The 13157-nt window shown below is 53.3% G+C and carries 16 protein-coding genes; 8 read left to right on the top strand and 8 right to left on the bottom strand.

All coding sequences use genetic code 11. The annotated features are described in order from the left end of the window. The 8 genes from ahbB (METH11B_RS0119470) to METH11B_RS0119435 are packed head-to-tail and all read right to left on the bottom strand — an operon-like array spanning position 1 to position 5385. Entirely contained in the window at positions 1-480 is a 480-nt protein-coding gene (gene ahbB / locus METH11B_RS0119470) for a siroheme decarboxylase subunit beta (RefSeq protein ID WP_026603454.1), read from the bottom strand. Continuing rightward, a complete protein-coding gene (locus METH11B_RS0119465; protein WP_026603453.1) occupies positions 480-923 on the bottom strand; it encodes an Lrp/AsnC family transcriptional regulator in 444 nt (147 codons plus the stop codon). The genes ahbB (METH11B_RS0119470) and METH11B_RS0119465 overlap by 1 nt, the downstream gene beginning before the upstream one ends. Before the next feature lie 2 nt (positions 924-925). After that, complete coding sequence (gene ahbB, locus METH11B_RS0119460) at positions 926-1498, bottom strand: siroheme decarboxylase subunit beta (RefSeq protein WP_026603452.1); 573 nt, start codon at positions 1496-1498, stop codon at positions 926-928. Beyond that, on the bottom strand, positions 1491-1946 hold the full coding sequence (locus tag METH11B_RS0119455; protein WP_026603451.1) for an Lrp/AsnC family transcriptional regulator: 456 nt from the start codon (positions 1944-1946) through the stop codon (positions 1491-1493). The genes ahbB (METH11B_RS0119460) and METH11B_RS0119455 overlap by 8 nt, the downstream gene beginning before the upstream one ends. Before the next feature lies 1 nt (position 1947). Next, a complete protein-coding gene (locus tag METH11B_RS0119450; RefSeq protein ID WP_026603450.1) occupies positions 1948-3126 on the bottom strand; it encodes a cytochrome D1 domain-containing protein in 1179 nt (392 codons plus the stop codon). Positions 3127-3184: 58 nt separating this feature from the next. Beyond that, a complete protein-coding gene (locus METH11B_RS0119445; RefSeq protein WP_026603449.1) occupies positions 3185-3493 on the bottom strand; it encodes a c-type cytochrome in 309 nt (102 codons plus the stop codon). A 3-nt stretch (positions 3494-3496) separates the two neighbouring features. Further along, the gene (locus METH11B_RS0119440) at positions 3497-3808 is read right to left on the bottom strand and encodes a c-type cytochrome (protein ID WP_026603448.1); all 312 of its coding nucleotides are present in this window, start codon (positions 3806-3808) and stop codon (positions 3497-3499) included. Next, positions 3805-5385 (bottom strand): nitrite reductase, encoded by a 1581-nt coding sequence (locus METH11B_RS0119435; RefSeq protein ID WP_026603447.1) that lies wholly within the window; start codon positions 5383-5385, stop codon positions 3805-3807. The genes METH11B_RS0119440 and METH11B_RS0119435 overlap by 4 nt, the downstream gene beginning before the upstream one ends. 214 nt (positions 5386-5599) lie before the next feature. Here METH11B_RS0119435 and METH11B_RS0119430 point away from each other — a divergent pair, with 214 nt between their 5' ends. The 8 genes from METH11B_RS0119430 (at position 5600) to METH11B_RS0119395 (ending at position 13125) form a co-directional block, all read left to right on the top strand. Further along, positions 5600-6163: a MarR family winged helix-turn-helix transcriptional regulator gene (locus tag METH11B_RS0119430; protein ID WP_036276221.1), complete on the top strand. Its 564-nt coding sequence runs from the start codon at positions 5600-5602 to the stop codon at positions 6161-6163. 86 nt (positions 6164-6249) lie between these two features. Beyond that, complete coding sequence (pdxA, locus tag METH11B_RS0119425; RefSeq protein WP_026603445.1) at positions 6250-7236, top strand: 4-hydroxythreonine-4-phosphate dehydrogenase PdxA; 987 nt, start codon at positions 6250-6252, stop codon at positions 7234-7236. 2 nt (positions 7237-7238) lie between these two features. Further along, positions 7239-8030, top strand: coding sequence for a 16S rRNA (adenine(1518)-N(6)/adenine(1519)-N(6))-dimethyltransferase RsmA (gene rsmA / locus METH11B_RS0119420; RefSeq protein WP_026603444.1), 792 nt, complete (start codon positions 7239-7241; stop codon positions 8028-8030). A 166-nt stretch (positions 8031-8196) separates the two neighbouring features. After that, the gene (gene adk / locus METH11B_RS0119415) at positions 8197-8835 is read left to right on the top strand and encodes an adenylate kinase (protein ID WP_026603443.1); all 639 of its coding nucleotides are present in this window, start codon (positions 8197-8199) and stop codon (positions 8833-8835) included. 33 nt (positions 8836-8868) lie between these two features. Further along, positions 8869-10281, top strand: coding sequence for a 3-isopropylmalate dehydratase large subunit (gene leuC / locus METH11B_RS0119410; RefSeq protein WP_026603442.1), 1413 nt, complete (start codon positions 8869-8871; stop codon positions 10279-10281). A gap of 76 nt (positions 10282-10357) precedes the next feature. Then, a complete protein-coding gene (gene leuD, locus METH11B_RS0119405; protein WP_026603441.1) occupies positions 10358-10996 on the top strand; it encodes a 3-isopropylmalate dehydratase small subunit in 639 nt (212 codons plus the stop codon). Positions 10997-11017: 21 nt separating this feature from the next. Beyond that, positions 11018-12097 carry a 3-isopropylmalate dehydrogenase gene (gene leuB, locus METH11B_RS0119400; RefSeq protein ID WP_036277877.1) on the top strand — a complete coding sequence of 360 codons (1080 nt, stop codon included), beginning with the start codon at positions 11018-11020 and terminating at the stop codon, positions 12095-12097. A 5-nt stretch (positions 12098-12102) separates the two neighbouring features. Beyond that, positions 12103-13125 carry an aspartate-semialdehyde dehydrogenase gene (locus METH11B_RS0119395; RefSeq protein WP_026603439.1) on the top strand — a complete coding sequence of 341 codons (1023 nt, stop codon included), beginning with the start codon at positions 12103-12105 and terminating at the stop codon, positions 13123-13125. Positions 13126-13157 lie beyond the last annotated feature (32 nt).

Here is a 13157-nt window from a genome sequence, read left to right as displayed (position 1 = left end):
CTATCCCCCGATTCGCAAACCGGTTTTTTTAAGAATTTTGGTGCTGTACAGCACCTCGTGACTACGTGCCTGTTCTCCTAATAATTCGGCGATGATTGCGGACTGCCGTTCGGCATCCTGCTCGGTCTTACCATGCACCATGGCGAACAAATTGTACGGCCAGTCCGGCAAATGTCGGGGACGCTGGTAACAGTGGCTTACAAACGGCAGTTTCGCCACCTTTCGCCCAAGTTCGTCGACATGGCTATCCTCAACATCCCACACCGTCATACCGTTGTAGCGGTAACCCAGTTTGTAATGGTTGGGCACCGCAGCAATACGGCGAATGGTCCCGGTCTGCTGCATTTCAGCCAGATGTAACATGATCACTTGTGCAGACAAACCCAGTTGCTCGGCAACCGCTTGATACGGCTCACTGACTAAGGGCAAACCGGCCTGGGTGGCCTGGATAATTTTTCTGTCTATTTCGTCGATGGGCATCAGGCTTCCAATTGCAGACCAACGTAGTATTCGCTGATCTTCGGCATGTTGTAAACGGCCAATCCGGTCCGCCGCTCAATTTCCGCAATCACACTTTGCACCTGTTCCGGCTTTTCGGTGGCCAGCACAAACCACATATTCAACAAATGATTACGGGCATAGTTATGCGCCACTTCGGGGAAGGCGTTGACGATTTCGGTGACTTCGTCGAAGCGCTCATCCGGTACTTTCAGCGCCGCCAAAGTCAGAGCCCCACCCATTTGTTCGGCATGATACATAGGCCCAAAACGCGACAATATTCCGTCGGCCAACATGGCTTGCAATCTTGACAGCAATTCGGCTTCCGGCAGGCCCAATTCCGCGGCAACCCGTTGGTAGGGCGATACGCAGATAGGGAAACCTTGCTGCAAGCGGTTCACGATGGCTTTGTCTGTGGCGTCCATGTTTAGGCGAAGTGCATACGCAAAGACTGTTTGTTTTGAATCTCCTCACCCCTGCCCTCTCCAGCAAAAACGGGGGTTGGCCCATCGCCTTTTGTCATCTGGCGAGCATATAAAGCGCCCCGCTGTTTAAAGCAACGCCGGCTAAACAACACTTCAAAAGAATAATCGCTTAAATTGCAGTCATGCCGCAGTTCTGCCCATTGCTCAAGCACCACCTCCCGGCTCTTACCATGGATCATGCAATACAAGTTATAGGGCCAGACGTCACCCTGGCGCGGGCGTTGGTAACACAGATTGACGCAAGCCTGCTGACTGATCAACGCGCCGACCCGAGCTACCCGCTCGTCCGGCACATCCATCACGATCATCGCATTGGCCCGGTAACCCAACTGGCGATGCTTGACCACCACGCCCCAACGCTTGATCAAACCTTGAGTCTTTAAGCGCGCCAAACGCTCAATCACTTCCTGTTCGGTAATCGCCAATTGCTCCGCTATCGCCGCATACGGCCTAGCTGCAATCGGCAATCCGGCTTGCACGGCTGCAATCAGTTGATAATCAATGGCGTCAATCATGCAGATTAAGCTCAAATCCCAGGTTGATGAAATAGTCGGCCAACATCGGTAGCAACATCGCGGGATAGCCGGTTTGAGTCTCGATGTCCGCAATAACAGCTTTAAGATGGGTTTCGCTATCGGCAATCAACACAAACCACAAATTGAAGCGATTTTCGCGCTCATAGTTGTGATTGACTTCCGGATAAGCGCTCACCAATTCCGCAACTCTCGCCAAATCAAATTCCGGCACCGCCATCGCCACCAGCGCGCTGTTGCCAATGCTATTGGGCGCGATCACCGGGCCGATGCGGCTGATCATCTGTTGCTCTGATAAGGTTTTAAACGCATTCAGCACCTCGTCTTCGCTAACCCCAAGCTGCTCGGCGATGTCGCGGTATGGGGTCGGACTCAACGGAAAGTCCTGTTGATAATCGTTGAGGAGGCGTTTATGCAAGGGGGCCAGCATGTTACCAGCCTATGCGATTGGCGCGATCAGTGAAGAAAATCCCGCTGGGCTTCTGCGCCGGTAGACGGGCGGTCTCTTGAAAAGTTTCGGTGTCGTAAACCATCACCCGGTCCTCGTCGCGCACCGCCAGCCATACCGCTTCGCCGCGCGGGCTGAATTCCATATGCAATACGGCCTTTCCGGGCTGCAGGGTTTTTGCGATGTTAAAATCTTTCAAATCGATTACTTGTAAGGTCTGATTGTCCGGGAAGGCGAAATTCACCCAGACCTGCCGTCCATCCGGCCGCGAGGTGACGAATACCGGTTGTCCGGCTACGGGTATGCGCTTGACCAACTCCCATTCGCGAGTATCGATCACCAACACTTCATGCAATCCCACCGCTGGCACCAACAACCAATCGCCGGCCACAGTCCAACCCTCCAAATGCGGCATTTTGTAGACCGGCATTTGCTCGTCATCCTTACCGTAGTCTTCCAGGATATGTTCGACACCCTTCTCCGGCTGCCACAAATCCAGCAAGGCCAAGCCTTTCTCACCGAATAAACCAGCGGCATAGAAATGACCGTCCGGTGTCAGCAAGGCATCATATGGTTGTTTGCCGATGTCTTTAAATTTTTTCACAATGGGTTGACGCGGATTCTTGGCATCGATCAACCAAATTTCATTGCCTTCGAACAGGCTGCAAACGAAGCGCTGGCCCGGTGCATCAACAAGACCGACTACTTTGGATAACTTGTTGTCTTCGCCGTAAACAGCCGGAATCTCAGCCAGTTGCTCCAGCGTTACGGCGTCGAACAGTTTCACGCCGCCTGGTGTGTAATTAGAGACGGCAATTATTTTGCCATCCTGAGAAATCGCCCCGCCGATGCTGTTGCCGGCCTGGATGATGCGTTTTTCGATTTTGTCCTGGAGTAAATCGATCTTGGTCAAACCGCCGTCGCGACCGAAAACATAGGCATAGCGTTGATCGCGGGAGAACACCACTGATGCATGGGACAAATCACCCAAGCCTTCGATACGACTCAGCGACGCCGGTTTCGTGGTGTTAACGATCTGGATGCTGCCGGTTTCACGTTCGATGACTACGCCAAGGTCACCGGTAGCGCGCGGATCAGCATCAACTTGCGAACCAAAGCCGAGAGCAATTGAAAGAAAAATAAGCCGCAAACAGGGTTTCATAATTGACGCAGGAATGAGTGAGTAAAACCGTAACCTTGTGCTTTGCAAGGGGTCTTCATTACTTTAGGCCTTGACGTAATTGCTGTATTAGCCAGCCAGTTTCGTCAATTCTAAGAAAACTCTTCCAAGGCGGCATCGCTGACCCGGGTCGACCGTTTTGTATAGCATCCGCCAATAGCACGTCGCTTTTGTCGGCCAATGCTTCCGGCATCAACGATGGCCCCAAGCCGCCTTTCGGCGGCAGGCCATGGCAGGAGCCACAATCATGCTTAAGCATATTCAACAACTCCTGCTGCCTTTGCGGATTAGGTTGTTCCGCAAAGGCGCGGGATGACAGCAAGCCGATCAACAGCCAGCAATAGCGCATTGCTTAGGGTTTAACACTGCCGTAATACGCGGCGATGTCGTTAATTTCCGCATCGGTCAAAGAGCCGGCAATCGCATTCATGATGTCGGATTTCCGCGTCTTGTCGCGATATTGTTTGATCGCGGTTTTCAAATACTCCGGATCGCGGCCGCCCAAAGGGGGAAACGGTGCATCGGCGCTGGGCATCCGGATACCGTGACATTGCGCACACACCGCGCCTGCCTTGGCTTGACCGACATACAGACTAGTCGCCTGAACGCTACCGGCGGCGAACACCCCCGCCAACAGCGCCACGATAAAATGAGTCATCTTCATTTTGATTGCTCCATTTCGTCAGGCGACAAACCGCGAGTCATGTATTTGACCCGGCCACGCGAGAAGATACCCGCGGGGCTTTCCATCGGCACGGTCGCGACTTTTTGCAAGGTGTTGGAATCGTAAACCACCACTTCGTCGCCGTTATAGCCGGCGCTGATATACAGGAACTTGCCGTCGGCGCTATATTCTGGGAAGTAGGCGTGGCCGCCGACATCCAGCGTTCTCACTACTTCCAAAGTTTTCTTGTCGATCAATTGTACGGTGCGGGCGCGTCTGTCCTTGCTGATGATGTCAACCGCGACATAAGGCGCGTTGGCATGTGCGGCCGGCGATTCGGTGCCGCCGGAAACCGGTACTTGTTTGACGACTTCCATTTTATCCAGGTCCCAGACGCTGACCACGGTTTTGTCGCAATCGCCGAAGTTGGTACCGAAGCCCAAGGTACGGCCATCAACCTTGACCGCGGAACCTCCGCCGACATGCGGCACGCAACCGGCTTCCAATTTTTTGATGATTTCGCGTTTTTCCAGGTCGATGGCGGCGACGATGCTGTCGTCGTAAGAAGCAATCATCAATTTTTTGCCGCCGTGGGTCAGGAAGGCATCATGCAAATGTCGACCGACATTCTCGATCCGGGTGACAGGAAAACCCTCTTTGTTCAAATCAATCACCCAAACCTGCCCGGCATTTTCCAGCGCAATCGCGAAAATATCCGCATACGGGGTACCGATGATCATGCCGGAGTCGGATGACACGTGTTTGCCGTCCGGGTCGATGCCTTCCAACTCAAAGGTTTTTAAAGGTTCCAGCGTATCGGCATTTAGAATCACGGCGTTATGCGGTACGAAAGAACCGGCCATGATGTATTTACCATCGCGCGATACGCCCATACCTGGGCCGTTCCAGCCGGTTTTGATACTGCGCACCGCTTGCATGGAATACAAATCGACTTTAAAAATCTCGGCAGTATCGGTTTTTACATAGGCCCAGCGCGGATTGGCCGGGTTGAAATCGATAATATGCGCGGCGGTGCCGGTAGGTACTTCGCCGACTTTTTGATGGGTGGAACTGTTGATGAAGATGGCTTTGGAGCCTTCGCCACGACCGTATTTGCCGCGCGCCGCGACGCCGATCAGATTTTCGAATTTATCGTCGATTTGGAAAGTCGGCTTGGCCGGCAGCGTGCTTTCATCTTTAACATAGACTTTCAGCGACTTTTTCATGTCGTCGATAGTCCAGGCCGGGTTAGGCTGTTTGGGGGTTTCTTGCAAATGCTTAATCACGCCGCGAATTTGGTCGTCATCAAGCCTGCCGTAGAACGGAGGCATCAAAGTGTCGAAGCTGCCGGCCATTACGATGGTACGTAATGCGGTGGGGCTGCGGCCTTTCAAGGTAGCCGAGTTCAGCGCCGGCGCCAAATAACCGCCGTGATCGGAACCATGACAGCTGGCGCAATTGTCTTGGTAGAGCTTGTGGAAATCGTCGGATTTTGCCATCGCCACTCCGGATGACAACAGCATGGCGATAGCACTCGCCAGTAGGGATTTATTCAGCATTTTTATAGTATTTTTCATTTAAAATTCCTGCCACCCGCAAGTTAAAAAAAAGAGCCAACTTGGTGCATTAAACCATAAAAGACCAGGACGAACAGCCGCCCGATTTAGCATGGTAAAATAACAGCTTGTTGACTCCAGGCCGATGTTATAAAGTAAAGTTTCGATTCGCTATCAATTTACTCCCTGAACCATCGCCTTGTCAACCTTGTGGATCATGATGAGAATGCAATTTATGCAACAAACTGATATTTACGAACTTATTGAGTGCATGACCACCTTGATCCGTTCCGAGGAACGGAAAAAATGTACGGAACTGGGCTTGCAGCCAGTACACTTTCAAGTGCTCAATTACCTCTCGCGCTGCAACAAATACAGCAATACGCCTGCTGCTGTCGCCAATTATTTAGGTATGACGCGCGGCACGGTATCGCAATCGCTAATTATTCTGGAAAAGAAAGGTTATATCGGCAAAACGCCGGATGCCAACGACAAGCGCGTAGTGCATTTGCAATTGCTGCCGGATGGCGCTGCGATACTTAAGCAAGCGCGACCTTCGGATTTATTCCACAGCGCCACCTCTATCTTGCAAAGCAGCGATTCGCCGCCGTCAGACGCCAATGTTTTCCAACAAGCCTTGACCGCCCTGCAAAAAGCCAACCACTCGCAGTCGTTTGGCGTGTGCAAAACCTGCCGCAACTTCAGCGAAATAGACGGCGGTTTTTTCTGCCAGCTTACCCAGGAGAAGCTCAGCACAGGCGATAGCGAACAAATTTGCCAGGAACACAACCCTGTCTAACTATCCGACCAATGCACAGATAGGCATTAAACAAATCCCGGCCGGGCTTATACTGCGGGATTTACCGGGTCGATTGGGGAGCTAATATGTCTATACCTCGCATCGCTTTGACGCCCGGCGAGCCTGCCGGCATCGGCCCGGACTTGTGCATACAACTGGCGCAGCAGGAACAAGCTTGCCAACTCGTTGCCATTGCCGATCCGGAATTATTACAGCAACGGGCAGAACAACTTGGCTTGCCGCTGGCAATTCAACTTTTCGACATCGATCAAACTGCCAACAAACAGCAAGCCGGCACCATATCCGCTCTGCCCATCAGCTTGAGCGAGCCAGCCGTTTGCGGACGGCTCAATTCCGCCAATAGCCGATACGTTCTGGAAACCATCCGCCAAGCCACCTTGGGCTGCATGAGCGGCGCATTCTCTGCGATAGTTACCGGCCCGGTTCACAAAGGCGTGATTAACGACGCCGGCATTCCCTTTAGCGGCCACACCGAATTTATCGCCGAATTGGCTGGCGGTACGCCAGTCATGATGCTGGCCACACCCGGCCTACGCGTCGCTTTGGCGACGACCCATTTACCTTTGTCTGAAGTCAGCGCCGCCATTACCCCCGAATCTTTGGCAACGGTGATTAGGTTATTGGACCACGACCTAAAGCAACGCTTTGCAATAGCTAAGCCGAAAATACTGGTTTGCGGCCTCAATCCGCACGCCGGCGAGAGCGGCCATCTGGGCCGCGAGGAAATCGACACCATCGAACCGACTCTTGAACGCTTACGCTGCGAAGGTATCAACCTTTACGGACCACTACCCGCCGACACATTGTTTACGCCCAAATACCTGGAAAGCGCCGACGCCGTGTTAGCGATGTATCACGATCAAGGCCTGCCAGTATTGAAATACAAAGGCTTCGGCCAAGCCGTGAATATCACCCTCGGCTTACCCATCGTCCGCACCTCGGTCGACCACGGCACCGCGCTGGAACTGGCCGGCACCGGCAAAGCCAACCTAGGCAGTTTGCAGTTTGCGTTGCAGACTGCGCTGGATATGATTCCCCACTTAACAAACTAAAAATGACCCACACCGCCCGCAAACGCTTCGGCCAGAACTTTCTGCACGATCACAGCATCATTTACAACATTCTAGCCAGCGCCCATCCGGTAGCAGGCGAACATTGGGTGGAAATCGGCCCCGGTCTCGGCGCGTTGACCCTGCCTTTATTGGAGTCCGGCGCCAAACTCGACGTGGTCGAACTAGACCGGGACTTGGTCAGCCGCTTGCAAAAACAGTTTGCCGGCCACAGCAATTTAACCGTGCATAGCGCCGACGCGTTGAAGTTCGATTTTGCCGCACTGGCGCAAGCCGGCGAGAAGCTGCGCATTATCGGTAATCTGCCGTACAACATTTCCACACCATTAATGTTTCATCTGCTGGAATCCACCGATTGCGTGGAAGACATGTTGTTCATGCTGCAAAAAGAAGTGGTGGAGCGGATTTGCGCCGAACCTGGCAGCAAGGCATACGGCCGGTTGAGCGTGATGATGCAATATTACTGCGAAACCGAATTGCTGTTCGACGTGCCGCCGGAAAGTTTCGACCCGATTCCGCAAGTCATTTCGGCCATTGTCCGCCTGACCCCGCACGCACAGCCGCCGGTCAAGATTCCGGACCTGAAAAGCTTTAGCCAATTGGTGACTCAAGCCTTTTCGCAGCGTCGTAAAACCATCCGCAATTCACTGAAAAACTTCATCTCAGAGCAGCAGATCATCGAGCTTGGAATCGACGCCAATCTGCGCGCGGAATCGATCAGTCTCGCCGAGTTCGCCCTGCTCAGCGCTCACAGCCAAGCAAACATTGCCAGCTAGATTCGCAACTCCCTACACCCTCGACTAGACAAGATTTGACGGCATTCACAGGGCAAGTGCGATAAAATGTCGGATTTTTCCGCCAGGCTCACGAACTGATGCGCTTGAGCCGGCTCTCTTTATATATAAAGGCACCAAGCCTGATTCATACACTGGAGTGATTGATATGCGCATTATCCTGTTAGGCAGCCCCGGTTCGGGCAAAGGCACCCAAGCCCAGTTCATCACGGAAAAATTTGCGATTCCGCAAATTTCCACCGGCGACATGCTGCGCGCGGCTGTCCGCGCAGGCACCCCACTGGGAATCGAAGCCAAAAAAGTCATGGATGCCGGCGGACTGGTATCCGACGAGATTATTCTGGGGCTGATTAAAGAGCGTATCGCCCAGGATGATTGCACCAACGGCTTTTTGCTGGATGGCTTTCCGCGCACCATCGCTCAGGCTGAAGGCCTGGCAAAAATGGGTGTGGAACTGGATCATGTCATCGAAATTGCTGTGGACGACGAGGAAATCATCAAACGCATGAGCGGCAGACGTGTCCATATGGCGTCCGGTCGCACTTATCACGTCGTGTTCAACCCGCCGAAACAGGAAGGCTTGGACGACGCCACCGGCGAGCCTTTAATTCAACGCGACGATGACAAGGAAGAAACGGTGCGCAAGCGCTTGAGCGTGTATCACGAACAAACCAAACCGTTGGTCGGCTTTTATTCCGCGCCCGGTCAAAACGCTAAATTCGCGTCGATTGCCGGCGTTGGCTCGGTCAGCGACATCACCTCCAAATTGCTGGCCATTTTGGGCTGAGCAGTATTGTTAACTTCTTTATCGGAAACTGAGATGGCTGGTAAAACCTTATACGACAAACTCTGGGACGACCACGTCGTCCACACCGAAGACGACGGCTCCTGCCTGATTTACATCGACCGGCAATTGCTGCACGAAGTGACTTCGCCGCAGGCTTTCGACGGCTTACGGCTATCGGGTCGCCAACCTTGGCGCATTGCCCGCAATCTGGCTGTAGCCGACCACAACGTGCCAACTACTGATCGCGCCAAAGGCATCGCCGATCCGGTTTCAAGGTTGCAAGTCGAGACCTTGGAAAACAACTGCAAAGAGTACGGCATTACCGAATTTGATATGAGCGATATTCGCCAAGGGATCGTGCATGTGATCGGCCCGGAACAGGGTGCCACTCTGCCAGGCATGACCATCGTCTGTGGTGACTCCCATACTTCTACCCATGGCGCTTCGGCGGCTTTGGCGTTTGGTATCGGCACCTCCGAAGTCGAGCACGCACTGGCCACCCAGTGCCTGGTACAGAAAAAAGCGAAAAACATGTTGATCAAGGTCAACGGCAAAACCGGCCCAGGCGTCACCGCCAAGGACATCGTGTTGGCGATCATCGGCCAAATCGGCACCGCCGGCGGCAATGGCTACACCATCGAATTCGGCGGCGACGCGATTTGGTCTTTGTCGATGGAAGGCCGGATGACGGTCTGCAACATGGCTATCGAAGCGGGCGCCCGCGCCGGTTTGATTGCGGTCGATGACATTACCATCGATTACTATCAAGGCCGCCCCTATGCCCCCAAAGGCGATGATTGGAATATGGCTGTGCGTTACTGGCAAAACCTGCGCTCCGACAGCTATAGCGGAGATTTATTCGACAAAGTCATCGACATCGATGCCGCAACGATTAAACCGCAAGTTAGCTGGGGCACTTCCCCGGAAATGGTCGTAGCAGTCGATGCCAATGTGCCCGACCCTGCTCAAGAAGCTGATCCGGTTAAACGCCAAAGCATCGAACGCGCTTTGCAATACATGGGTTTGCAAGCCGGTCAAAAAATTACCGACATCAAGCTGGACAAAGTTTTTATCGGTTCCTGCACCAATTCGCGCATCGAAGACTTGCGTGCCGCTGCGGCAGTCATCAAAGGCCGGAAAAAAGCGGCTTCCGTGAAACAGGTACTAATTGTGCCTGGCTCAGGCTTGATCAAGCAACAAGCCGAAGCTGAAGGACTGGACAAAATCTTCACCGCCGCCGATTTCGAATGGCGCGATCCCGGTTGCTCGATGTGCCTGGCGATGAACGCCGACCGTCTGGAAGCCGGCGAGCATTGCGCGTCGACTTCGAATCGCAACTTTGAGGGTCGGCAAGGCTACGGTGGCCGTACCCATTTGGTCAGCCCAGCCATGGCCGCGGCGGCGGCGATTGCCGGCCATTTTGTCAACATTGCTGAGGAGGCATAATCATGACAAAAATACAGGATAGGATTTTTGCATCGCCATCGGCGACCCGTCAGGGTGTCGCACACGGAGGTGCGGCATGAGGGCTTTTACTACTTTGACAGCACTCGTTGCCCCCTTGGACAGAGCCAATATCGATACCGATGCAATCATCCCCAAACAGTTTTTGAAATCGATCCGTCGCGCCGGTTTCGGCCCGTATCTGTTTGACGAATGGCGTTATCTGGATAGAGGCGAGCCGGAGATGGATTGCACTAACCGGCCCTTGAACAAAGACTTCGTGCTGAACCAGGCAAAATATCAAGGCGCGCAAATCCTGCTGACCCGCGAAAATTTCGGTTGCGGTTCCTCGCGCGAGCATGCGCCTTGGGCTCTGGAAGATTACGGTTTCCGGGCCATTATCGCGCCGAGTTTTGCCGATATTTTCTTTAACAACTGCTTCAAGAACGGCATCTTGCCTATCGTCTTGCCGGCGGAAACCGTCGATCAGTTATTCCAGGAAGTCGTAGATGGCTATCAGTTAACCATTGATTTACAAGCCCAAACCATCACCACGCCTAGCGGTCAAAACATTGGCTTTACCGTCGATGAAAACCGCCGCTTCCGCCTGATGAATGGTCTGGACGATATTGCGCTGTCGTTACAACACGCCAACAAAATTAAAAGCTATGAAACCGAGCGCGCCAAACGCGCTCCGTGGTTGTTCAAAGACGCGTAAGCTCCATTGAAAGGTAAAAAAATGCCCAAAAAAATTGCAGTCCTGGCCGGCGACGGCATCGGACCGGAAATTGTTGCCGAAGCAATCAAAGTCTTGAGTTTTATCAACACCGACATGAATCTGGGTTTGATATTCGAGAACGCATTGATCGGCGGCGCCGCTTACGACGCTTTCGGTACGCCGCTACCGCAAACCACGCTGAATCTCTGCAAAAACGCCGATGCGGTGTTGCTGGGAGCGGTTGGCGGCCCAAAGTGGGAACCGCTGGCACATGCGGTACGTCCGGAACGCGGCTTATTGGGCATTCGCTCCGAACTGAACCTGTTCTCCAACCTGCGCCCGGCGATTTTGTATCCGCAACTGGTCGACGCATCGACCTTGAAGCCGGAAGTAGTCTCTGGCCTGGACCTGATGATCGTGCGCGAACTGACCGGGGGCATTTATTTCGGCCAGCCGCGCGGCGTGCATGTTGCGGAAAACGGCGAGAAAGTGGGCATCAATACCAAGATTTACAGCGAATCGGAAATCCGCCGCATCGCTCATTCCGCGTTCAAGATTGCGCAAAAACGCCACAAAAAATTGTGCTCGGTAGATAAAGCCAATGTGCTGGAAGTGACCGAATTGTGGCGTAGCGTGATGACCGAAGTCGGCAAGGAATACCCAGACGTGCAATTGAGCCATATGTATGTCGATAACGCCGCGATGCAACTGGTGCGGGCACCGAAACAATTCGACGTGATCGTGACCAGCAATATGTTCGGCGATATTTTGTCCGACATTGCGGCGATGCTGACCGGCTCTATCGGCATGTTGCCTTCGGCTTCATTGGATGCTAACGCCAAGGGCATGTATGAACCGATTCACGGTTCGGCACCGGACATCGCCGGCCAGGGTATCGCCAATCCATTGGCAACCATTCTGTCGGTGGCGATGATGCTGCGTTACACGTTTAACCAGCCGGAAGCCGCCGAACGTATAGAACGCGCGGTGAATACCGCATTAGACAGTAAAGCCAGAACCGCGGACATTTACTCGGAAGGCATGATCAAGGTCAGCACTTCCGGCATGGGCGATGCCGTACTCAACGCCGTAAAAGGATAATTAATATGTCTAAAACTTATGATGTAGCAGTCGTCGGCGCCACGGGTGCGGTCGGCGAAACCATGATTGCCATCCTGGAAGAACGTAATTTTCCGGTTGGCAAAGTCTATGCCTTGGCTAGCGAGCGCTCGGCAGGCAAACGCATCCCGTTTAAAGGCGGTTCGTTGGTCGTTGAAGATTTGGCAACCTTCGATTTTTCTAAAGTGCAGATTGGCCTGTTTTCGCCCGGCGCTTCCGTTTCCGCCGAGTATGCGCCGAAAGCGGCTGCGGCAGGCTGCGTGGTCATCGATAACACCTCGCAATTTCGCTACGACGACGACATTCCATTGGTAGTGCCCGAAGTTAATCCGGAAAAAGTCGCTGACTACAAAAATCGCGGCATTATTGCCAACCCGAATTGCTCGACTATCCAAATGTTGGTGGCCTTGAAACCAATCTACGATGCCGTAGGTATCAGCCGCATCAATGTTGCCACCTATCAAGCCGTTTCCGGCACCGGTAAGGAAGCAATCGAGGAACTGGCGACGCAAACCGCCAACCTGCTGAACGCCAAACCGGTGACACCTAGCGTGTATCCCAAGCAGATTGCTTTCAATGTGTTGCCGCAAATCGACGTGTTTATGGACAACGGCTACACCAAGGAAGAAATGAAAATGGTCTGGGAAACTCGAAAAATCCTGGGCGATGCCGATATCCAAGTTAATCCGACCGCAGTTCGAGTACCGGTGTTTTTCGGGCACTCGGAAGCCGTGCATATCGAAACTAAACAGAAAATCTCCGCAGAGCAGGTTCGCGAACTATTGGCCGCAGCCCCCGGCGTCACTTTGTTGGACGAGCGCGAGAACGGCGGCTATCCAACCGCAGTTACTGAATCGTCTGGTAACGACGACGTGTTTGTCGGCAGAATCCGCGAGGATATTTCGCATCCGACCGGCATCGATCTGTGGGTCGTTAGCGATAACGTCAGAAAAGGTGCTGCGCTTAACAGTGTGCAAATAGCCGAAGTGCTGGTAAAAAGCTATATCTAGTCTACGCTTAGCTCTGTGTTTTATAGTGGGTC

Source organism: Methylomonas sp. 11b (assembly GCF_000515215.1).
Taxonomy (GTDB): domain Bacteria; phylum Pseudomonadota; class Gammaproteobacteria; order Methylococcales; family Methylomonadaceae; genus Methylomonas.
The sequence above is the reverse complement of the archived record's forward strand: the minus strand, read 5'-3'. Positions and strand labels throughout refer to the sequence as shown.